At 62.9% G+C, this 21578-nt stretch carries 21 protein-coding genes and 1 pseudogene; 12 read left to right on the top strand and 10 right to left on the bottom strand.

The window, feature by feature from the left end; all coding sequences use genetic code 11:
* The first annotated feature begins 592 nt into the window (after window positions 1-592).
* From NJU76_RS14150 to NJU76_RS14130, 5 genes are all read left to right on the top strand, one after another.
* A complete protein-coding gene (locus NJU76_RS14150) occupies window positions 593-1870 on the top strand; it encodes a dicarboxylate/amino acid:cation symporter (protein WP_254529764.1) in 1278 nt (425 codons plus the stop codon).
* Window positions 1871-2152: 282 nt separating this feature from the next.
* Entirely contained in the window at window positions 2153-2818 is a 666-nt protein-coding gene (locus NJU76_RS14145) for an MBL fold metallo-hydrolase (protein WP_254529762.1), read from the top strand.
* Between the two features lie 489 nt (window positions 2819-3307).
* Window positions 3308-3976, top strand: a complete 669-nt coding sequence (locus NJU76_RS14140) for a helix-turn-helix domain-containing protein (RefSeq protein ID WP_254529760.1) — start codon at window positions 3308-3310, stop codon at window positions 3974-3976.
* A 206-nt stretch (window positions 3977-4182) separates the two neighbouring features.
* A complete protein-coding gene (locus NJU76_RS14135; RefSeq protein ID WP_254529758.1) occupies window positions 4183-4947 on the top strand; it encodes an enoyl-CoA hydratase/isomerase family protein in 765 nt (254 codons plus the stop codon).
* A 90-nt stretch (window positions 4948-5037) separates the two neighbouring features.
* The gene (locus NJU76_RS14130; protein WP_254529756.1) at window positions 5038-5436 is read left to right on the top strand and encodes a hypothetical protein; all 399 of its coding nucleotides are present in this window, start codon (window positions 5038-5040) and stop codon (window positions 5434-5436) included.
* A 160-nt stretch (window positions 5437-5596) separates the two neighbouring features.
* Here the strand turns inward: NJU76_RS14130 and NJU76_RS14125 are convergent, their stop codons facing one another.
* From NJU76_RS14125 to pyrB, 4 genes are all read right to left on the bottom strand, one after another.
* Window positions 5597-6568, bottom strand: coding sequence for a hypothetical protein (locus NJU76_RS14125; RefSeq protein ID WP_254529754.1), 972 nt, complete (start codon window positions 6566-6568; stop codon window positions 5597-5599).
* Window positions 6569-6840: 272 nt separating this feature from the next.
* Entirely contained in the window at window positions 6841-7686 is an 846-nt protein-coding gene (locus NJU76_RS14120) for a hypothetical protein (protein ID WP_254529752.1), read from the bottom strand.
* Between the two features lie 267 nt (window positions 7687-7953).
* Complete coding sequence (pyrI, locus tag NJU76_RS14115; RefSeq protein ID WP_254529750.1) at window positions 7954-8439, bottom strand: aspartate carbamoyltransferase regulatory subunit; 486 nt, start codon at window positions 8437-8439, stop codon at window positions 7954-7956.
* Window positions 8432-9394, bottom strand: coding sequence for an aspartate carbamoyltransferase (pyrB, locus tag NJU76_RS14110; RefSeq protein ID WP_254529748.1), 963 nt, complete (start codon window positions 9392-9394; stop codon window positions 8432-8434). The genes pyrI and pyrB overlap by 8 nt, the downstream gene beginning before the upstream one ends.
* A 162-nt stretch (window positions 9395-9556) precedes the next feature.
* On the opposite strand from pyrB, the gene NJU76_RS14105 reads away from it, so the two are divergent.
* A complete protein-coding gene (locus NJU76_RS14105) occupies window positions 9557-10180 on the top strand; it encodes an RAD55 family ATPase (protein WP_254529747.1) in 624 nt (207 codons plus the stop codon).
* On the opposite strand, the gene NJU76_RS27340 is transcribed toward NJU76_RS14105, so the two are convergent.
* On the bottom strand, window positions 10136-10453 hold the full coding sequence (locus NJU76_RS27340; RefSeq protein WP_486642015.1) for a DUF7972 family membrane protein: 318 nt from the start codon (window positions 10451-10453) through the stop codon (window positions 10136-10138). The genes NJU76_RS14105 and NJU76_RS27340 overlap by 45 nt on opposite strands.
* Window positions 10454-10565: 112 nt before the next feature.
* Window positions 10566-11546, bottom strand: coding sequence for an FKBP-type peptidyl-prolyl cis-trans isomerase (locus tag NJU76_RS14100; protein WP_254529745.1), 981 nt, complete (start codon window positions 11544-11546; stop codon window positions 10566-10568).
* 88 nt (window positions 11547-11634) lie between these two features.
* On the opposite strand from NJU76_RS14100, the gene cyaB reads away from it, so the two are divergent.
* The 5 genes and pseudogenes from cyaB (at window position 11635) to NJU76_RS14075 (ending at window position 15573) form a co-directional block, all read left to right on the top strand.
* The gene (cyaB, locus tag NJU76_RS14095; protein ID WP_254529743.1) at window positions 11635-12177 is read left to right on the top strand and encodes a class IV adenylate cyclase; all 543 of its coding nucleotides are present in this window, start codon (window positions 11635-11637) and stop codon (window positions 12175-12177) included.
* Window positions 12178-12303: 126 nt separating this feature from the next.
* The gene (locus NJU76_RS14090) at window positions 12304-13524 is read left to right on the top strand and encodes a methionine adenosyltransferase (protein ID WP_254529741.1); all 1221 of its coding nucleotides are present in this window, start codon (window positions 12304-12306) and stop codon (window positions 13522-13524) included.
* 24 nt (window positions 13525-13548) lie between these two features.
* Window positions 13549-13689 (top strand): annotated as a pseudogene (locus NJU76_RS14085) (MFS transporter); the annotation flags it as partial.
* A gap of 71 nt (window positions 13690-13760) precedes the next feature.
* Entirely contained in the window at window positions 13761-14939 is a 1179-nt protein-coding gene (locus NJU76_RS14080) for a tRNA sulfurtransferase (protein WP_254529739.1), read from the top strand.
* A 124-nt stretch (window positions 14940-15063) separates the two neighbouring features.
* Complete coding sequence (locus tag NJU76_RS14075; RefSeq protein WP_254529737.1) at window positions 15064-15573, top strand: DUF5804 family protein; 510 nt, start codon at window positions 15064-15066, stop codon at window positions 15571-15573.
* 108 nt (window positions 15574-15681) lie between these two features.
* On the opposite strand, the gene NJU76_RS14070 is transcribed toward NJU76_RS14075, so the two are convergent.
* The gene (locus NJU76_RS14070) at window positions 15682-16347 is read right to left on the bottom strand and encodes a hypothetical protein (RefSeq protein WP_254529735.1); all 666 of its coding nucleotides are present in this window, start codon (window positions 16345-16347) and stop codon (window positions 15682-15684) included.
* 207 nt (window positions 16348-16554) lie between these two features.
* Window positions 16555-17538, bottom strand: a complete 984-nt coding sequence (locus tag NJU76_RS14065) for a PLP-dependent cysteine synthase family protein (protein WP_254529733.1) — start codon at window positions 17536-17538, stop codon at window positions 16555-16557.
* A 225-nt stretch (window positions 17539-17763) separates the two neighbouring features.
* Between NJU76_RS14065 and NJU76_RS14060 the strand changes: the two genes are divergently transcribed.
* Window positions 17764-18144, top strand: a complete 381-nt coding sequence (locus NJU76_RS14060) for a TlpA family protein disulfide reductase (protein WP_254529731.1) — start codon at window positions 17764-17766, stop codon at window positions 18142-18144.
* 72 nt (window positions 18145-18216) lie between these two features.
* On the opposite strand, the gene NJU76_RS14055 is transcribed toward NJU76_RS14060, so the two are convergent.
* Together NJU76_RS14055 and NJU76_RS14050 are read right to left on the bottom strand one after the other, a co-directional pair.
* Window positions 18217-19782 carry an acyl-CoA carboxylase subunit beta gene (locus NJU76_RS14055; RefSeq protein WP_254529729.1) on the bottom strand — a complete coding sequence of 522 codons (1566 nt, stop codon included), beginning with the start codon at window positions 19780-19782 and terminating at the stop codon, window positions 18217-18219.
* Complete coding sequence (locus tag NJU76_RS14050; RefSeq protein WP_254529727.1) at window positions 19779-21440, bottom strand: class I adenylate-forming enzyme family protein; 1662 nt, start codon at window positions 21438-21440, stop codon at window positions 19779-19781. Before NJU76_RS14050 ends, NJU76_RS14055 begins: the two co-directional genes overlap by 4 nt.
* Between the last annotated feature and the right edge of the window lie 138 nt (window positions 21441-21578).

Here is a 21578-nt window from a genome sequence, read left to right as displayed (position 1 = left end):
TCAATCTGATGCTGGGAAATCTCGAAATCGACGACGAGAAGGTCCCTACCCCCGCAGGGTCCGTCGGCACCAGTCGTTGAGGTCGGATTCAAACTCGTTGAAACACTCCCTGTGGAATGTCCCGATGTAGCAGAAGGCACTGTTAAATCCAGTAAGAATCGCGAGACGACAACGGGTTAGAGGGAGTGATCAGATCGATATCCGTGCACAGTATATCAAGTATATGCTGTTGTGTTTTCGTTTACGCGCCTATTTTCAGCTCTGTGATCGATTCTTCAGGATGCTCAATACGAATTGGTCAGAGCGACATCCCCTACTGCCTCTTCCGGTTTTCTCTCGATTGAACAGTGCCTCTCCCGTTCTCGACTGTACCTTACATTCAGCCGGCGGCTCCGGTTGGAGTACAAATACATCCCCGTCTACGTGACTCTACGAGCGTTTTCCAAGGAGTGGCTGTACTGAATCCCTCCGTCTCGTCGGACCGTAATGTGCTGTCTGCGTCACCCCGTCCGTTACCGCTCAGCATGGCTTCATATTTTTCTCGTCCGGCGCGGTAGGGACCGTGCGCGCATACGTGATGATCGTGATCGCGATGATACGGTCCCTCTGGAAACGATATCACGCCGTAGCGCTCGTCTATCGGATCGGTGCCGCGTTCGTTCTCGGCTCGGCCGTCGGCCTCACAGTCGGCGAGCCCGCGACAGCGCTCACGCCGCTGGGTGATCTCTTCGTCCGCCTGCTCAGTATGCTGGTGGTTCCGACCATCGTGTTCACTCTCTTGTCGGGCCTGCAACAGCTACGTCCGGAGACGCTCGGACGCATCGGCGGCCAGGTCGTGGCAATCTACGCAGTGACGTCTACGATCGCAGTCGTAATTGGACTCGGCGTCGCAAACCTTGTCGACCCGGGCGCGGGGTTCGAACTCGAGGAAGCTGCGGCGACGCCCGCTGCGGCGACGCCCGTCGAACCGCCGACGTTGACGGAGGTCCTCCTCGGCGTCGTGCCGACGAACCCGTTCGGCGCGATTGCGGACGCCGACATCGTCGCTATCATCTTCTTCGTTGTCGTGTTCGGCCTCGCGCTGTTGCTGGTCGCGGAGCGGACAGAGTCTGCAGCCGTCCGCGACGGCGTCACGGCCATTCGCAATAGCAGCGAGGCCGGGGCCGAGGCGATGTTCGTGATCGTCTGGGGAGTCCTCGAGTACGGCGTCGTCGGAGTCTTCGCGCTTATGGCCTCGGTGTTCGCTCGGGTAGGTGCCGATGCGATTCTCCCATTTGCCCTCCTGATGGTGACGCTCACAGCGGCCGTGGTCCTCCACGTCACCGACGTGTACCTCCTTGGTATCATGATGGTGTTCGTCCACTGCTCGCCGCTGGCCTTTCTCAACGGAAGCCGGACGGCGCTGGTAACCGCGCTCAGTAGCTCGTCGAGTAGCGCGACGCTGCCGGTGACGGTGCGCAACGCCCAGGAGCGTCTGTGCGTGGACAAGAGCGTCTACGGCTTCTCGCTGCCCATTGGGGCGACGATCAATATGGACGGAACAGTAATGTACCAGGGTATCGTCGCCATCTTCGCCGCGAACCTGGCAGGGGTTCAGCTCTCGGTCGGCGAACAGATCATCGTCGTGTTCCTCGCGGTTCTCGCGAGCATTGGCACACCTGGGATCCCCAGTGCCGGACTCGTCATGATCACGCTGGTATTGACCCAGCTCGGGTTGCCCCTGGAAGTCGTCGGTTTTGTCGCGGGTGTGGACCCGATTTTAGACCGGCTCCGCACGATGGTTAACGTCTTGGGCGACCTCGCAGTGACCGTGCTAGTCGCCTCAGTCAACGACGCCATCGACATGACTGGCGGTGCGTGGAACGAATAAGCGCGGGTCCGGGTCGCCCGATCAGTGAGCGTCCGTGCGTCGCTCGACACGGGTAATCGATCAATCTGTCTGACAAAACCGGCCCCATCGATCAGTGTCGGCCTGCCGAATCCATCCGCTGTATGCAACACGCTTGTTCTGACGGATAGCGAACACCTTGCTACGCAGCGTGCTGCGGCCGTCCGACGGAAAACGGTGGTGGGTGGATACGCCGGCACGGGTTTTCTCGAGGAGCCGATACCCCGATCTATAAAGCGAGCGTCGACATATGCTCGAGCGACCATGTCAGTCGATTACGAGGGGATAACGTTCGAGCGACTCGGGCACGCGAGCGTTCGCATAGAGACCCAGGATGGAACCGTCGTCTACGTCGATCCTTGGGGGGAGGTCCTCGCGGGCGAACCGGGAGACGGTGATATCGTGTTCGTCACGCACGACGACTACGATCACTACGACCCGGACGCAATCGAGGCAGTCGCCGACTCGGACGCGACGATCGCCGTTTACGAGGCGGTCGATACTAGCGGGCTGGGCTTCGACGTCGTCGACCTGCCCCACGAAGGCGAGGCGTCCGTCGACGGAATCGACGTTCGGACGGTTCCCGCCTCCAACGACCCCGAGGGAGACCACGTCGACGAGGACGGCAACCCGTATCACGCCGACGGCGAAGTGATCGGACTCGTGTTGACCGTCGAGGGGACGACGATTTTCTTCCCGTCAGATACGGACTTTCTCCCGCACCACGAGTCGATGTCCGCGGATGTGTTCGTCCCTCCGATCGGCGGCCACTTCACGATGGATCGTCACGAGGCCGCTGACTTCGCCCGAAGCGTCGATCCAGAACTCGTACTGCCGGAACATTACGACACGTTCGAGCCGATCGAGACGGACGAAGCGGCGTTCGCCGACGATCTCGAGGCCGACGGGATCCGAGTCGAACTGTTCTGAGTCCGCCGATCCGTCAGTCTCAGCGGATCGAAGCGGGAGACGCTGGATAGGATCGAGAGTATCGGCTCACGTCGGCGAGACGTCACCGGTTCTAGTTACCTTCCCTCGGCAACAGAGCCGCGACGAATCGCCCGTCACGTGAACCCCGATCGGGCGGATGGACAGTCACCACGGCCACGCCAAGAGATTCTTCGGGTGTCGACGACGTCGATCCTCGCCTCGAGGACCCAGCCCGAACGGAAGGAGACGGTCGCTCGCAGTCGATGCGACTGATCTGGTGCCTGTGCCCGAAACACCATCGCAGTGGGGGGCGTCGTCATCGGTGCAGGAGCCGATCGAAACGCCGCGCCGGGGTACTCGAGCGCCAGTGCGGTCCTACAGTCCGTCCCAACGCGAACTGATACGAACCCCTGACATTCTCTCAGACCTCGTCTAAGTGGTTTGGAAGTGGTGTTATGCACGTGCTCGTACAATCAGTAAACGAGATTCATGACATCCATTGCAGACATCGAGATTTCGGCTGACGGAACCGGAACCGGCGAACTGTTCGAGGCCGTCCCGTCGCTCTCCTGTGAGATGGAGCAGGTGATCGCCTCGAGCGGGCACGGGCTCTGGCTATCGGGGCCATCGCAATCCGAGATCGAAGCGGCCCTCGACGAAGCCTCGGCGATCGGCACGTATTCCCAGATCAGTAGCGACGAAGACCGCTGGTTGTACGACATCGAGTTCGAACCGGCGGCGGTCGACCCCTTCGAAATCGTCCTCGAGGAGGGTGGCACGGTGCTCAGCGCGTCGGCCTCGAACGGGACGTGGCTGCTCAGCATCCGCGTCGTGGACCGCGAGAGCGTAAGCACGCTGTACGACCGCCTCGACGAGACCGATGTCACGCCAACGATCGTCCGACTGTTCGACCTGGCCGAGGAAACGAACTCCCAGTGCGGGCTCACGACCCGTCAGTACGAAACCCTGGTCGCGGCGATAGATCACGGCTACTTCGAGATTCCTCGCGAGGTCTCGATGCAGGAACTCTCCGAGGAACTCGGTATCTCCCACCAGGCGCTCTCCGAGCGACTCCGCCGGGCCTACCGCGCACTCGTCACGTCCGAACTCAACGTGACGGACGAGGAGACCGCAGCACCGGCCGTTCCATCGAATTGACGACGGCTCGCTCAATACGACCGACCTCCGGTGTCCCGTCCGACAGCCCGGCTCGATGCTTTTCACTGTCCGATCGTTCTCCGTAGTGACGACTCTCGACGCCGTCTCCTCTCTCGAGTGCAACCGCTCTGACCGACCGGTGTCATGAGAACGATATCGATCGACAACCGCCCACTGTTAAGAGCCCGGCACCCGACGCTCGGCACATGGATATCGACAGCGACGACGGCGTGTTACGGCTGACGTTCGATCGACCGGACGCGCTCAACGCACTCACGATGGAGACAGCAAACGAACTGGCAGACGCGATCGAAGGCGCCACCACCGACGAGTACGACGCAATCGTGATCACCGGGGCGGGCGACGCCTTCAGCGCCGGTGGCGACATCGAGTCGATGGCGGAAACGCCCGAATCGTCGCGAGCGGCCTACGAACGAGTCACCGAGACCTTCGGTCGCGTCGTCGAAGCAATGCTCGAGTGCCCCGTTCCGATCGTCGCGAAGGTAAACGGTGACGCGATCGGGGCCGGCCTCTCGATCGTCGCGCTTTCGGACCTCGCGTTCGCGACGGCCGATGCGACGTTCTCCTGTGCCTTCGTTAGAGTCGGACTCATTCCCGACACCGGCGGCACGGTCATGCTCCCGCACATCGTCGGTCTACGGGCAGCGAAGCGTCTCGCCTTCACCGGCGAGTTCTTCGATGCCGACCGTGCGGCCGACCTCGAACTGGTCAACGAGACGGTTCCCGCCGACGAACTCGACGACCAGGTCGCCGAGACTGTCGAGCGGATCGCGAACGGCCCCACGGCTACCATCGGGATGATGAAACGGGCGATCCACGAGAACATGAGTCGTCCGTGGGACGAAGCACTCGACTACGAAAACCTGCTACAGGCCCAGGCCCGAACGTCGGCCGCCCACGCGGAAGGGGTCACCGCCTTCCTCGAGGATCGGGAGCCGGAATTCGAGTAGCGGCGTACGGCGGCGCTCGAATCCCCGTCCGCACCGCATGCGCCAGCAAGCACCACGTCCTTTCGTGAACCCGGTGTTGTTGAAACCGTAATGTCTCCACAATTTTCCGACGACGACACTGGCAAGCGCGTCATCAACGCCGCCGGCGACCAGATCGGGATCGTCGCTGACGTCGAACACGGGACGGCCCACGTCGAGCCGGATCCCGGTATCACGGACACGATCAAGGCGAAACTCGGCTGGGGCGGAACAGATGAGGACACCTATCCGCTTCAAGACGAGGCAGTCGCTCGAGTAACGGACGACGAGGTCCGCCTCGAGAGCGATCTGTCCGACGCTGGCATGACCGGTGGAACGACGAGTACCGATACCACTGGGACGACCGGAACGAACCGCGATCGCGGTATCGATCGGGACGAAAACGACATCAGCGGAACCGACGACGAGGAGGGACTCCTCGGCGACGACAACGACGACCGACGGCGGTAACGAACGGGTCGGCACTTCCATTTTCGATCGACGCGACAGTGTCGCGGGTGACGGACGCTGTGTCCTCGAGCTCCGCTGCTTCCCACCGATTCGATAGGCCGAGGCTCGATGCTTTTCACTAGCCGATCGGACCGGAGCATCTCGAGAACGCCGTCTCTCCCTACTGTTGTTCCGATCGCCGCTCCTCGTCGGTGCGGCGCTCAGTAGGCCGTCGACTCGATCGATCGGATGTGAGATCCATCTCTTCCATCGCCGCCATCTCGTCGGTTCGATGGGTCCGTCCGCGATTCCGGTCGCGGTCCTCGATCGCTTCGGTTCGTTCAGTTCCAGCGCGGCGCATGGACGACTGTGTGCCCTGTCCCTGCTGGCTCTGTGAGACCTGCTGGTCCTGTCGCCCACCTGTCACACGATCGGACTCGACGCGCTGGGAGTATCGCTCGGGCGAAACCCGCTCGGGCGTGACCCACTCGCCCGTCTCCTGGTACTGCTGGGACCGTGGCCGATCGTCGGTCTGGGTTTCCCGTCGTTGCCCCGCCGACGTCCCCGTTTGCTGACCGAGTCCTTGCGTGGTCCCTTCCCGCCCGGTCGGCGAATACTCCGAGGGTGGGCCTCGGGTTGACCCCCGGCGCCGTTCCTGGGACCGGATCTCCTGTCGCTCGCTCGTCATCCCCTGGGTGGCCTCTCGCCGGCTCTGCGGGGTAGTCTCTTGCCGTGCCGGGGCGAACTCTCGCTGGCCCGACGGCTCCCTCTGCTGCATCTGTCGTCCGCTCTCTGCGAGCTGACCGCCCATCCGCTCCATCTGTTCCATCTGATTCATCTGCGGCTGGGTGGCGGCCTCGAAGCCTTGCTCCATCATCTGCTCCATTTCGGGCATCATGGCCTCGACGCCCTGCAGGTAGCTCTGCATCATCGACTCCGTCAACTGCTGGCCCATCGCGTTCTCGAGCATCGACTTCGTCATTTCGAAGCCCTGTTCCTGGGCGATCTGCTGCCATTTGAGCGCGCTCAGCGTCATTTGAGCCATACTGCGCTGGAGATCGATCAGCTGTTCTATCGCCTGCTGGCCCTGATTCATTGTCGACTCCGCCATCTGCTCTGGGTCTGTCGATTGCTGAGATTGATTTCGACTCATGGAATTCACCTGGGGATATCCTATCGCTGTCAGTCGATCCCCGGTTCACAATTGCGCGCAACCGAGACGCAAATAAAGGGCAGCGTCAGTTCCGCCCGGAAGCACGATCCCAACCGCTCGTAAACGACCGCTGCCGAGAGCGCATCGAGTGCGACAAGCGGGCGCGCTGATCCGCAGTTACGGTGCGATAATCGTATCGTACATCGACGTAATCCGCTCTTGAATACGGAAATAGCCGGACGAAACGCTCGAATCGGAACGCCGTCGTCCGCTCAGGACTCGGGATCGGAGCCCGGTGCGCCGTGGGTCACCCCCTCCCGGTCGTCGGCCCGCATCCGCCGCAGCGCGGCGCGCGCGTTGCTCGCCTCGTAGCCGAAATAGACGTCGTTGGCGTACGCTTCGGCCACCTCCGTGGCGTGGATGAGGTCGTCGACGTCGACGTTTACGGCGTACAATTCGATATTAAACGGCGTCTCGAGCGCGCTCTCGAATCCTTTCGCGATCGTCTCGAGCCAGTAGGTCGTCCCGTAGGCCGTATCGTACAGGGGGACGACGAACTCGTCGACGTGTTCCTCGACGGCCTCAAGGTCGATGCCCGCACGCTCGTAGAGATGACCAGGGTAAGGGTCGGGATAGAGCGTCATGTAGACCGTGCCTGGAATGCGGTCGGCGGCCGCTTCGACGAACGCCGCGATGACGGAGGCTCGCCAGGCCATTCTGTCGTCGTATTCGCTCTGCTCGAATGCCGTCTCACAGACGCCACATCGACAGTACTCCGCGCGGGGGAAGCCGATGTCGTCCAGGCGGACGTCTTCGTTTTCGGCGACGCAATCGTCGATGATCTCGAACAGGCCCTCCCGATAGTCGTTGCGGGAGGGACAGATGTACGCCCAGTCGAAGTACGGTCGCCTCCGGTCGGCCGGCCGACCCATGTCGTCGACGGGTACCAGCGATGGGTCGGCGTCGGCGGCGGCGTTGTCGCCGAAACAGGAAACCATGTTCACCCCATCTGCGATCGGGTCGGCGGACCTGCCGGTCACATCTTTGACTTCGTAGAATCCGTGATCGAACTCCGGCCACCGTACTTCTTCGGCGTTCCGGGTGACGACGCCGTACATAATTCAGGGTACGGCGCCAGCCTCGTAAGCCGTTCGGATTCGCGTATTATGCTTCGGGTGGTTCGTAGTCGACTTTGACGTCCGACGAGCCGCTGTAGGCGACCTTCCAGAGGACGGCGACGATGAACAGGGCGAGTACGATCTTGACGGTACGTGACATGTGCGTCTAGAGGGTCGGCTGGGAATCACTTAGGTATTCTGGATAGTTCTCTCAGAGAGAATAAGATGCGCCTACGACTACGAGAGCGGCCATCCGCGACGCGACGGTCAGGTATCGATCAGCGACGCGATATCCTCGCGGACGATCGTCTCGCAGTACGAACAGCGGACGCCGTCCTCGAAAACCGAAAATCGGGACGTCACTGGCTCGGTACCGGTCGTGATACAACTGGCGTTCGGACACGACAGGACCCCCTCGACAATGTCGGGACGTTCCACGCGATGTTTCTCTACGACGTCGTAGTCCCGCACGATGTTGATCGTCGCATCCGGCGCGATCAGCGAGAGAACGTCGACTTCGTCCTGGCTCAGTTCGCGACCCTCAACCTTGACGATGTCCTTGCGCGCAAGCCGATCCGATGGGACGTTCATCCCGATCGAGAGTTCCTCGCCTCTGGTCCCGTCGATTCCCAGAATCGCGAGGACGTTCAACGCCTGTCCGCCGCGAACGTGATCGATGACGGTCCCGTCGCGGATCTTGCTGACTCGCAGTTCGTGCTCGTCGTTCTCGTGGGAGTTGTGACCGTTACTCATCGTGACCACCTTCGCCCAGTTCGCCGACTCCGTCGGTTCCGTGGTTGCTCAACAGGAGATCCAGCAGCGCCATCCGGACCGGGACGCCGTTGTGTGCTTGCTCGAAGTAGGCCGCGTGATCGGTTCTGTCGATCTCGGGGGCAATCTCGTCGACCCGCGGCAGCGGATGCATCACCGTCAGGTCTTCGCGCGCGTCCTCGAGCGTCTCGGCGTCGATCTGGTACTCGCCGGCGACCGCCTGGTACTCGTTTTCGTCGGGAAACCGTTCGCGTTGAATGCGCGTCACGTAGAGAACGTCCAGCGAGGAGAGAATCTCCTCTAAGGACTCGTGTTCGCGAATTCCCGCCCTGTCCTGTTGTTGGTGAAGGTCGTAAACGACCTCGCGTGGCAGTCGGAGGCTCTCCGGGCTAATGAAGTGCTGGCGAGTGTCGAAGTTCGTCAGCGCGTACGCGAGCGAGTGGACGGTCCGACCGTACTTCAGGTCGCCCATGATTCCGATCGTCAGGTCGTCGAGGCCCGCGTTTTCGCGGATCGTGTAGAGATCCAGCAGCGTCTGTGTCGGGTGATGACCAGCCCCGTCGCCCGCGTTCAAAAGTGGGACGTCGACGAACTCGCTCGCCATGGTCGCCGATCCTTGCTTCGGATGACGGAGGACGATCGCATCGGCATAGCCCTCGATGACGCGGACGGTGTCGGCCAGGGTCTCTCCTTTCTTCACACTCGATGACTCGACCGATCCCATGTCGACGACGTCGCCACCGAGGCGTTTCATAGCGGTTTCGAAGCTCATTTTCGTCCGTGTACTCGGCTCGAAAAAGAGCAGTCCGAGCAACCGACCGGCGTGTTTGTCGGCGACCGCCGATGGATCGGCGGCGATTTCGGACGCGTAATCGAGGACGGTCTCGATGTCCGCCCGCGAGAGTTGTTTGCTCGTGATGAGGTGATCGTGACGCATTCGTTCGTGTAGGCTTGTGCAGGCCTCTTGAATCTCTCCCTTCGATGGTGGGGTCGTCGCCGCGACGGTCACCCGATCAGATATCACTCTGGCTCGTCATGTCGACAACCTTGTCTTTAAACCAAAGAATTATACAGTTTATTCAAAATATATCTTACTTGTATGTCCCGTCGGCTAAATACCGGAATCGACGTGCTCGATCGAAAGCTCGAGGGCGGGCTTCCACCGGGATGTATCGTCGCGTTCGCCGCCGAGCCAGCCAATCAGTCCGAACTCCTCCTCTACGAACTGACGGCCGCTCGAGGGACCCTCTATCTCTCGACCGAACGCTCCGACGACGCCGTCCGCCACGCCATCGAGTCGTCGCCGTCCGCCGTCGGCAGTCCCACGGTCCGAGACGTCGCCAGCGACACCCCGCTCGCAGAGGCAACGCGGTTCATCGGGGCGCTCCCAAACGGTGCCAACCTCGTCATCGACACGATGGACGCCCTCGAACGATGTGATTCGAACGAGTACGTTCGCTTTCTCAACGGCCTCAAATCGCAGCTGCTCGAAACCGGGAGCATCGCCGTGTTACACTGTCTGAACAGGAACGAACCGGCGAACCGCACCCGAACCCTCCACGTCGCCGATGCCGTCTTCGATCTCCGAACCGAAATCGCCGGCACCCAACTCGAGAACTATCTGACGATTCCGAAGTTCCGCGACGGCGGCCAGCCCACCGATGCGATCAAACTCGAACTAACCGAGGAAGTGGCGATCGACACGAGCCGCGATATCGCCTAATCGTGGTGGCGGGTTCACGTGAGGACGGTCACTCCTCTGCTCCGGTGTCGTAAACGGAGTGATCGCAGCGGTCCGCTTGACCGTCACGATCCGCAGGACGTAAGAAAAGAACACCGAGAGCGGGAAGAGTCCGACCGTCACGACCACCGGGAAAATACCGTGCTGAACGAGTTTCCGAAGGGAACGCCCGGCCTGACGGTCCCGCTCGTCGAGTCGAGCATCGTCTCTGGTGACCGTACGGCCACACCGGCGAAAAATCCAATCCGCGCACATTCGTGGGTGATCGCGTGGTCGGTCACGGCTGCGCGCCACCGCTCCGGATCACGGATACGCACGCTCTCGCGAAGAAGAAACACTCGATGAATCGGCTCTCGCCGTGCCGTGCTTACTCTTCCGCGCCTTCGAGTTCTTCGACGATTTCGTCGGCATCGACGTCGGCGTCCTCGAGGGCTTCCTCGATGTCGCCGCCGCCCATGTCGCCCATGCCGCCCATCATGCCGCCCATTCCCATGCCACCCATGCCTTCGATGACTTCCTGGACGATGACGCGGTCGACACCGACCTTGTCGATGATGTCCTGACCGATCTGCTGTTTGCCCATCATCCACTGCTGGTTCATCGTCATCTGGGGCGTGGCCTCGAGGTAGAGCGTTTCCTTCTCGACGATTTCCGTCTCGAATTCGGGTTCGGCGGGTTCTTCGTCTTCCGCCTCTTCCTCCTCGTCGGGTTCGACGGGAACCTCTTCTTCGACTTCGTCGGTCTCGATCCAGAGATCGGGCTCCATCCCGAGGTACATCTCGAACAGACCGGCCGCCTGCTGCTCGCGGTCAGTTACCTCCTCGAGGACCGTATATTCGTATTCAACGTCGTCGCCTGCCAGCGGGTGGTTGAAATCGACGCGGGCGCGACCACCGATGATCGTGCTGATGTAGCCCTGTCGGCCGTCGACCTGAACGTTCGCGCCGGGATATCGGTCGTCTTCGTCGATTTTCTCCGCACTTACGGTCTCGACGGCGTCCGGATCGTACTCGCCGAAGGCGTCCGCGGCGGAAATCGTCACGGTGCCGGAGTCGCCGGACTCGGAGCCGACGATGGCATCTTCGACGTCCTCGAAGATGTGACCCTCGCCCAGGGCGATCGTACGGGGTTTGAACTCCTGACCCTGATCGGCGACGCCTTCTTCTTCGGCGACCTCGGGGTCGGTCGTGTCGACTAGCTGCTCATCTTCGACGGTGTACGCGGTGTACTCGATCTCGACGAAGTCGCCTTCCTGCAGTCCGTCGGCTTCCTCGGCGGTCTCGTCGGCTACTTCTTCGTCGACGTCATCGGCCTGCTCTTCGAGATCGGCCTCCTGATCCTCGGTCATACGTTGTACGTCCCGCCGTCTACATTTAAGGACGACGCTTTGCGCCGAGAGCGACCGATACTTAGGACCGCCCTCCGTTTCGTGGGGTATGTACGAGGTCGAAGTGAAGGTTCCAGCCGATCTCGAGGTCGTCCGCGACCGCCTCGTGGCGCTCGGTGCGACGTCCCGCGGGGCGGTCGTCCAGGTCGACACCTACTACGACGCGCCCCACCGCTCGTTTCCCGACACCGACGAGGCGCTTCGGATCCGCGAGGAAGCGCCCACTGATGGATCCGACGAGGCCAAACTCACCTACAAGGGGCCGCTCGTCGACGACGAGTCGAAGACCCGAACGGAAATCGAGACTGCCGTTCTGGATGGCGGGAAGCTAGACGCGATCCTGACGAACCTCGAGTTCGAACCTGCAGCGACCGTCCGAAAGGAGCGGGACCGATTCGAGTACGAAGGGTACACGATCACGCTCGACGCGGTCGACGGCGTCGGCGAGTACGTCGAAGTCGAAACGGAAATCGAGCGCGAAACCGAACTGGCGTCAGCCCGGGACGGTGCCTACGACGTCCTCGAGCGACTGGGTCTCGATCCAGACGAGCAGGAGCGGACGTCGTACCTCGAACTACTATTAGAATCGTGACCGTTTCTGCTACACCCGGTTCGGCGAACGGATGCCAGCAGATGGCGAGATAACTCACAGCAGTTATGATACAGCTCTTCAATCATATCCGCAAGTTATACGACCACGCTCTGTTTATAGCCGCCAATGAGCGAGCGGAACATTCGAATCGAATCGATCGACCGTCAGGCGGTCGAGGACCAGGACGTCGAAATCGTCGAGCGAAAGGGGATCGGCCACCCCGACTCCATCTGCGACGGAATCGCCGAGAGCGTCGCCGGGGCACTCGCGCGGGAGTACGTCGAGCGCGTCGGCGAAGTGCTCCACTTCAACACCGACGAGACACAACTCGTCGCGGGCGAGGCCGTACCCGCATTCGGTGGCGGTGAAGTCGTCGATCCTATCTACCTCTTGATCGTCGGCCGCGCGACCAAACACTACGAAGGCCAGACCATTCCCGCCGAACCCATCGCGCTTCGGGCCGCGCGCGAGTATCTCGAATCCGAAATCCCCCAACTGAACGTCGACGAGGACATAGTCGTCGACGTCAAACTCGGCGAGGGCAGCGGCGACCTCCAGGAGGTCTTCAGCGAGGAGGGGGAAGAAACGGGCCCGGTCGGCGTCCCGATGGCTAACGACACCAGTTTCGGCGTCGGATACGCACCGCTTACCGAAACGGAACGGATCGTCCTCGAGGCCGAGCGGCAGCTGAACGGCGACTACGCGGCGGCGAATCCCGAACTGGGGCCGGACGTGAAGATCATGGGCAAACGAGAGGGCGACAAAATCGACGTCACCGTCGCGGCGGCGATGGTCGACGAGCATGTCGCGGACCTCGACGCGTACGTCGATGCGGTCGAGTCCGTCAGGGAGTTCGTGGACGGCGTCGCACAGGACCATACCGATCGCGAGGTGGCCGTCCACGTCAACACGGCCGACGACTACGAACAGGGGTCGATCTACCTGACCGTCACCGGCACCTCGGCCGAACAAGGCGACGACGGTTCCGTCGGTCGCGGGAACCGCGCGAACGGGCTCATCACGCCCAACCGCTCGATGTCGATGGAAGCCACGAGCGGAAAGAACCCGGTCAACCACATCGGAAAGATCTACAACCTGCTCTCGACGGAAATCGCCGAGGAAGTCGTCGCCGAGGTCGACGGCATCCGTGACCTGCGAGTTCGCCTGCTCTCTCAAATCGGACGCCCCATCGACCAGCCCCACGTCGCCGACGTTGAACTCGTCACTAACGACGGGGTTGCGGTTTCTGACGTCCAGGGCGACGTCGAACCGATCGTCGATCGAGAACTCGCCGACGTCACCGAAATCACCCGCCGCGTGATCGACGGCGAACTGACGACGTTCTAGCACGGACGGTTCCTCCGAACCCGCCCGCTGACCGCCTTGTTCGCGGATCTAACGTCCGAAGAGCGCATGGACCGGGCGATGGCCACCAATACCGTCTTCGGCGATATCGGCGGCGCGCTCGGCCCGCTTATTTCGCTGCCCTTCGCCAACGCGGCCGGCTTCGATACGCCCTCGGACGCTCGAGTCCGAGCACTGCCTCGCAATCCCCTTATAGTTCCGGCCGAGTATCACCTGCCATGCACCCTCCAGGAGCGGATACCGTCCTCGTTCGTCACGGGGACGTCAACACGAAGAGCAACACCGTCAAGCGGTACATGGAGGGGCTCCTCGTGGAAAATCTCGAAGCCCTCCTCGAGGACCGGTCGATTCCAGGTGCGGTCGAACAGCGGTGGAATCGACCGCTCATCCACACGAGCGAGGACGCAGTGAGAGACGCGACTGCGGCCGCGACCGACACGTTCGGCGTCGTTTCGGCCAGTCCCGCGCTGACCGTCGGCACGGAAAAAGACCGGATTCTCGAGGTGCTGGCCGAGACCGCCCGGACCTGCTACGACGGCGGAGCGTTCGCGGTCGACGCGCGCCGTGCGGACAAGACCCTTCCGTACGAGAGCGAAGACCTGGCCCGCGAGGGCGGCGCCGCGATCTGGGAAGCCGTCGAAGGGGAGTTCGAACCCGAAGTCAACCTCGACGATCCCGACCTCACATTCGGCGTCGAAGTGCGCGAAGATCTGGCGTTCGTCTACCTCGAGACAGTTCCCGGACCGGGCGGGTTGCCGCTCGGGGCCCAGGAGTCGGTGATCGCGCTCGTCAGCGGTGGAATCGACTCGCCGGTCGCCGCCTACGAGATGATGAGACGGGGAGTCCCGGTCGTCCCGGCCTACGTCGATCTGGGCGACTACGGCGGCATCGATCACGAGGCGCGCGCGATGGAAACCGTCCGAATTCTCTCGGAATACGCACCGAACTTCGACATGCCAGTGTACAGAATTCCGGGCGGCGAGACGGTTGACCTGCTGGTTCGAGAGATGGAACAGGGTCGAATGCTCTCCCTGCGGCGATTCTTCTATCGCGCGGCCGAGACGCTGGCCGAGCGCATCGACGCGAACGGAATCGTCACCGGCGAGGCCGCGGGGCAAAAGTCCAGCCAGACCGTTCGTAACCTCGGCGTCACCAGCCGCGCGACTCGCCTTCCGATCCATCGCCCGCTGTTGACCAGCGACAAGCAGGACATCGTCGCGACGGCGCGTGAGATCGGCACGTTCACCGATTCGACGATCGACGCCGGCTGCAACCGCGTCACCCCCGACCGCGTCGAAACCAACGCCCGCCTCGAGCCGTTGCTTGCGGCCGAACCGGACGACCTGCTCGAGCGCGCTGAGGAAGCAGCGAAGAACGCTGTCCTGATCGAGCCCTGAACCGGGTTCCCTCCTCCAGCGCCTGCTTGCAGACGGCGGGAGAAGCTGACTCGCAGCCGGGTGTCGATACTACGCCACGACGAAGCCGAAACCGACATTACGCAACCGAACCCACCACAGTGTAGTGACCCGCGTCTGTCTCATCGGCGAGGACGAGAGCTCCCTTCAGTACGAGTTGCTCTCCCGAGAAACGGCGCGAGATGCGCTTTCGACGTACGACTTGGAGCGGCCGTTCGAGAACTCGCTCGCGGTCCAGACGGTCAGCGTGGGCGCTGCCGTCTCGCTTCTGAACGACCTCAACTGGTATCTCACCCGGTTCGTCGACGACGCGCTCGTCCAGGAACCAAGCGTTAGCACGGACGAGTGGCTCTCGCGGCCCCTGGCCCAAGAGCTCCGAAACGGAACGGTCGAGCCCGAGGCAACGGCCGAGTTCTGCAAGATCTACGGCCTCGAGCGGATCGACGCCGAACTCGACTCGAGCGAAACGGACCAGTCCGAGACGGCCGAACCGACGCACCGACTCGTCGAACCGCTGTTCGTCCGCCGAACTGGCGGCGACCTACCCGAATACGATCTTCGGGACGTCGAGAAGACCCTCGTCGTCCGACTGACGGAAACCGAGTACACCCCGTGACAGCGCTTCGTGTGAACACCTCGAAGTGGCCTCGTGTAATTTCGTCCCATCGGCATCGATTCGCCTGCAGGTGCTGCCGTCGGTTCGAACACAGAGAGGGAGTTCCCGTTAGGGATCGCCGGACCGACTGTCGCTTCCGCTACCGGACGACCCGCTGCCGTCGCTCGCCGACGCGCTTTGGCTCGCGATGCCGATTCCGTGTTCCCGTCCGTTCTGATCGACGATCGTCGCAGAGACTCGCGTCAGCGGCTCAGGCTCGAAGGTCGCTCGGACGAGTCGCCCGACGGTCACGAGCTGTTCGATGCACGCCCCCATCTCGTCGGACGTGTCGCGGACCGCCGCATCAATGGAGAGCGCGTCGTCGTCTTCGGTGTTCGCATCGCCCTCGTCGATATCGATCTCGTCGACTACCAACTCGTGGCACGAATCGGGTACGTCGGCCTCGAGGGCGACGATGACCGACGTTTCGAAGTCGGTCTCATCGGTAAATTCGGTGACTGCCTCCGGTTGTGGTTCCCGTTCGGCGAGCCAGTGGTCCGCATCGCTTCGATCCAAAAACAGCGCTGCGTTACGAAACTCCGACTGTTGTGGGTACTGGAACGGCTGTGTTTCCCAGTCGGACAGATCGTCGCCCGCCCCGTTTTCCGGGGACTCGTCGGTTCCATCCGTCTCGTTTCCACCATCGCCATCGCTGTTTCTGTTACCATCGCCGCCACCGTATCCGTTCGATGTGGTCCCGAAATCGTCCGCGATGCATCCGGCAGAGAGTGCCATAATAGATGCGGTACCACACAACAGACCGCGTCTGGAGGGATGTATCATCACACCTGGACGTACGAAGGTCCGGGTAAAGGGGGTTCGCCTGGGTGAAAAATCTCTTTTCACCACCTCGTTTCCCGAGGCGGCTGGTCCCCGTCCGGCGATTCGGTCGACGAACGGCGTGGGCGTGCAATCGATGACCAGTCGGAGGCAGGTCGATAGTCAGTCGAACAGCCCGGTCGAGAGGTACCGCTCGCCGCTATCCCAGAAGACCGTGACGACGAGTGGGCAGTCGTCGGCCGTTCGTCCGCCATCGGTTTCCTGCGAGGCCGGCTGTCCCACGTCGTCGAAGGCGGTCGGCACGTCCGGACAGACGACGTCGGGATCGGCGACCTCACGGGCGACCCGTTGAGAGGCCAGACTCGTCGCACCGCTCGACTGGCCGACGAGGACCCCTTCCTCGCGTGCGAGCCGGCGACACTCCGCCTCGGCGTCCTCGAGTTTCACGGTTTCGACGCGATCGATCAGGTCAACGTCGAGGTTGTCGCTGACGAATCCCGGACCCATCCCCTGGAACTCGTCGTGACCCGCCTCACCGGTCGAGAGGACCGGATTTCTGGCCGGCTCGACGGCGACGATGTCCATTTCGGGGAACTCCTCGCGGAGTCGGCGCCCGGTTCCCGAGAGCGTTCCCCCGGTCCCGACGCCGGCCACGAACACGTCGACTTCGCGGTCGTCGACCTGTTCGACGATTTCCTCGCCCGTCGTCTTGTAGTGGGCCTCTGGATTCGCGGGGTTTTCGAACTGCCCCAGCTGGATCGCACCCTCCGTCTCGAGTTCGTCGGCACGGTCTCGGGCGTCTTCCATCTCCCCCTCGACCAGCTCGAGGTCGGCCCCGTATGCGGCCATGATCTGCCGGCGCTCCTTGGATTTCGACGCCGGCATGACGATCGTCAGGTCGTAGCCGCGTGCGGCCGCGACCAGCGCAAGCCCGATACCGGTGTTTCCGCTGGTCGGTTCGACGAGCCAGTCGCCGGGCTCGATCAGCCCGTCACGCTCGGCGGCCCGGATCATCTCGCGAGCCGGCCGGTCCTTGGCCGAGCCGCCGGGGTTGAACGATTCGATCTTCGCAGCGACCGTCACGCCATCCGGCGAATCGACCTGGACGAGCGGCGAGCCGATGGTATCCAGGATACTCCCTTTCATTGCCCCTGCGTTGGAAGCCCAGACGTAAACGCATGCTGGACAGAGGCAGGACGTGCCGGCTACTCGGCGTTCACCAACCCGAACAGAGCGGCGAGAATCGCACCGCAAACAGCCACACGGCGGCGGGTGGCCAGCCGAGTGCGAGAAACGCCGCCAGATTGCTCGAGCAACTACGCCGCCAGAAGAAACACCGCGGTTAAGACTGCGGAGGCGCAAGCCGTGCGTATGAGCCTCGAAACCATGCGGCCGAATCCGACGTGGGACGCGGCCTCCTACGAGGACGCGGTCGACACGCTCGAAGCGCACAACGATGAACTGGTGTACAAGGTCTGGGGCGGCGACTGGTGCAAGGATTGCCGCGCGCTGCTTCCCGATCTCGGCGCCGCGCTCGAGGCGGCCGAGATTCCGAGCGAGCGAATCGAGGAGTACGCCGTAGACGAGGACAAGCAGGGTCCCGGCACCGAGGAGTACGACGTCGAGTACATCCCGACCGTGGTCGTGGAAACCGATGACGGCGAGGAAATCACCCGATTCGTCGAGCAGGAACCCGTTCCGCCGGCGGTCTGGTTGGCCGATCAGATCGACGCCGCACTCGAGACGGCGTAACTCTCCTCCGAACGTCCGGGCGACAGGAACGAACGACCCGTCCGACACCTAGACGGACGACCCTGCCTGCGCTCAGATCGGATCGATCGGTCGTTTCTTGGGTGGCCAGTCGTCCTCGCGTGGCTCGTCCGCTCGAGCGAACGCGCGAACGATCCGCTCGCGGGTATCTTCGGGCTGGACGACGCCGTCGATCCCGACGCGCGAGGACGCGCGGACGGCGTCGGTTCTATCTTTGAACTTCTCGATTAGCTCCGAGCGCCGGGCATCGGGGTCGTCCGCGGACTCGATCTCTCGGCGGTACGCGATGTCGACGGCGCCTTCGATGCCCATGGCCGCGACCTCGGCCGTCGGCCACAGCACCGTCAGCTCCGAGTCGATCGATCGACCGCCGCCCATCGCCACATAGCCGAAGCCGTAGCCGCGTCGGATAACGACGCTGGCGATCGGAACTGTCGCGCGCGCGAGCTCGTAGGGGAGTTTCGCGGAGTGTCGGGCGATGCCCTCGCGCTCCGAATCTGGGCCGGGCAGGATCCCGGGAACGTCGGCCAACGTCACGATTGGGAGTCCGTACGCGTCACAGATCGCCGCGAAGTGAGCGGCCTTCTCCGACGCGCCCGTGTCGATCGTCCCTGCTTTGATCCGGGGGTTGTTTGCGATGACACCGATGGGCTCGCCCTCGAGTCGAGCGAACGCGGTGACGATGTTCCGGGCGTAGGTGGGTTTGAGTTCGAACACCGAGTCCCGGTCGACGATCCCCTCGATGATCGCGTCGATGTCGTATCCCTTCCGCGGGCTCGAGGGGACGGTCTTACGCAGCCGTTCGCCGTCGACGGCCGGGGGACGCGAGTCGGTCGTCGGCAGCTCCCGTCTGGCGTTTCGCGGCAGGTACGAGAGGAACCGCTGGATCGCGTTGAGACACGCCTCGTCGTCCTCGCACGCGAGATCGGCCATGCCGGTCTCGGTCGTCTGGAACCGCGCGCTGCCGAGTTCCTCCTTGGTCCCGTCGACGCCGAGGGCGGCCTCGACGAGCGACGGGCCGGCGACGCCCATCGTTCCCGTGCCCTCGACGATCGGCACGAAGTCCGACAGCGCCGCAAAGTTCGTCGGCGCGGCGAAGGCCGGTCCCATCATCGCGGAGACGACGGGGACCCAGCCGGAGAGAGCGGTCTGAAGCTTCGAGAACCCGTTGTCGCCGCGGGCGAACGGCGCCGCGTCGAGGCCCTCCTGGATGCGGTGCCCGCCGCCGTCGTGAAGCATGATCAGCGGCAATCCCCGGTCGAGAGCGCGGTCGGCGACCCGCGCCATCTTCCGGCCGCCGGCGTGGCCGATCGAGCCACCCTTGACCGTGAAATCGGTCGCAAAAAGCGCGACCGGGCAGTCGTTTACCTCCCCGTAGCCCGTGACGACACCATCCGCGGGAGCGTCCGCGCGCTCCCAGTCGGTCGTCTCGGGCGTCGTCGGCATCGGCGATGCGAGGCGGCCGATCTCCTCGAACGTGCCGTCGTCGAGCAGGTAGTCGATACGCTCGCGGGCAGTCAGCTTGCCGAGTTCGTGCTGGCGCGCGACGGCCTCTCCGCGCGCGTCGTCGGCGACCGCTCGCTTCGCCTCGGCGACGTCCTCGAATGGGTCGTCCGTCATTCGAGGAGCTCCTCCCGCAGTTCGAATTTTCGCATCTTGTTCGTCTCCGTCGTCGGAATCACGTCTACGACGTACGTCTCGTCGGGCCGCATGAACTCGGGGAGTCGCCCGTCGAGGTGGTCCTCGATCGCCGCCCGCGACACGTCGGCGTCCTGTCGCGGTTCGACGGCGAGACCGATGTGATCTTCGCCGCCCTCGGGCGCGGGAATCGGAAACGCGGCCGCGGCATCGACGCCCTCGTGGCTCGAGACCGCGTCCTGAATCTGCATCGAGGAAATGTTCTCGCCGCGCCGGCGGATCACGTCGCCCAGCCGGTCGACGTAATAGAAGTTTCCGTCCTCGTCGCGGTAGGCGGCGTCGCCGGTGTGGAACCAGAGGTTTTCGGCCGCCTCGAGCGTCCGGACGGGTTTGGCGTGGTAGCGATCCAGGAGAATCCCGGGCCGGTTCGGTCTGATACAGAGCTCGCCGACCTCGCCGGACTCGAGTTCTCTCCCGCGTTCGTCGAGCACTGCGGCTTCGACGATGTCCTCCCGGACGCGCCCCATGTACCGTTCCTCGTCGACCGAGTCGACGACGGGAAGATTCAACTCACGGGCGCGCTCCGCCACCGCTTTGGGACCCAGGCCACGTCGGAACGCTTCGGGGGTGCCGCCGAGGTCGTTCGTTCGGACGACCCCGACGATTGGAGAGCCGGTCTCCGTCTGGGCGAACGCGACCGTCACAACATCGAACCCGAACCGCTCTGCGATCGCTTCGTACTCTTCCGGGAGCGGTTGCATGTGGACTTTACTGAGGGTATTCTCGCGATCCGAATCGGACTCGCGCGCGTTCACCAGCCATGGCATCATCACCGAAATGAGCGTCGCCGCGGTCGCCTCGTACTCGTCGACGCGGTCCCAGAACGCCTGTGGCGAGAATCGATCCCACAGCGCGACGGTCCCGCCGGCTTGCAACCCGGCGACGACGTCCGCGTAGACGCCGCCGATGTGATACAGCGGAAGCGACGTGTGAACGACGTCGTCGTCGTTCAACAGCGCGCGCTTCGGCGCGATGTAGTTGGCGAAGATCCAGCGATGGGGCAGGACCACTCCTTTCGGCATTCCCGTCGTCCCCGAGGTGTAGACGATGCTCGCGGTGTCGTCCCACGAGACGTCGACATCGGGATCGCCCGCGGACGCCTCGCGGAGTTCGTCGAAGGGTGTCGTCTCGAGCGGCGTCTTCGGCCGTTCGGCATCGGTATCCATCACGACGAGTTCGGGGTCCGTCTCGAGATCGTCGCGGACGGCGGCGACCCGATCCAGATAGCGGTCCTCGAGGATGAACACGTCGGGATCGGTATCGTTCAATTGGTATGAGAGCGTCTTGCCGGTGTATTCGAAGTTGATCGGAGAGTACACGCCGCCGGCTTTGTTGATCCCGAACATACCGAACAGCGTCTGGAGCGGATGTGCGGCCATCAGCGAAACGTTCGATCCGCGTTCGACGCCGAGGTCGCAAAGCCCGTTCGCGATGCGGTTCGCCGCGTCGTCGAGTTTGCCGTACGTAACGTGGTGGTCGTCCGGTCCATAGATCAGCGCCGTCGATTCGGGAATCAGATCCGCTCGGTCACGGATCATACTATCGATCGTGACGTCCTCGATCGGCCGATCGTCGAGCATGGGGGACATAGTCTCTCACGGACTTAGTCAACGATGTACAAGAAATACCGAGAAGCGGTAACATTTTGTGTGAATCATGTCCCCATCGCTACCAACGTACACGAACCCGTCCGCGATTCAGCGTTCGCGAACCGCCTT

Origin of the sequence: Natrinema gelatinilyticum (genome assembly GCF_024266705.1) — an archaeon.
Classification (GTDB): domain Archaea; phylum Halobacteriota; class Halobacteria; order Halobacteriales; family Natrialbaceae; genus Natrinema; species Natrinema gelatinilyticum.
Note: the sequence above shows the minus strand (reverse complement) of the source record. Positions and strands in the feature narration are given on the sequence as shown.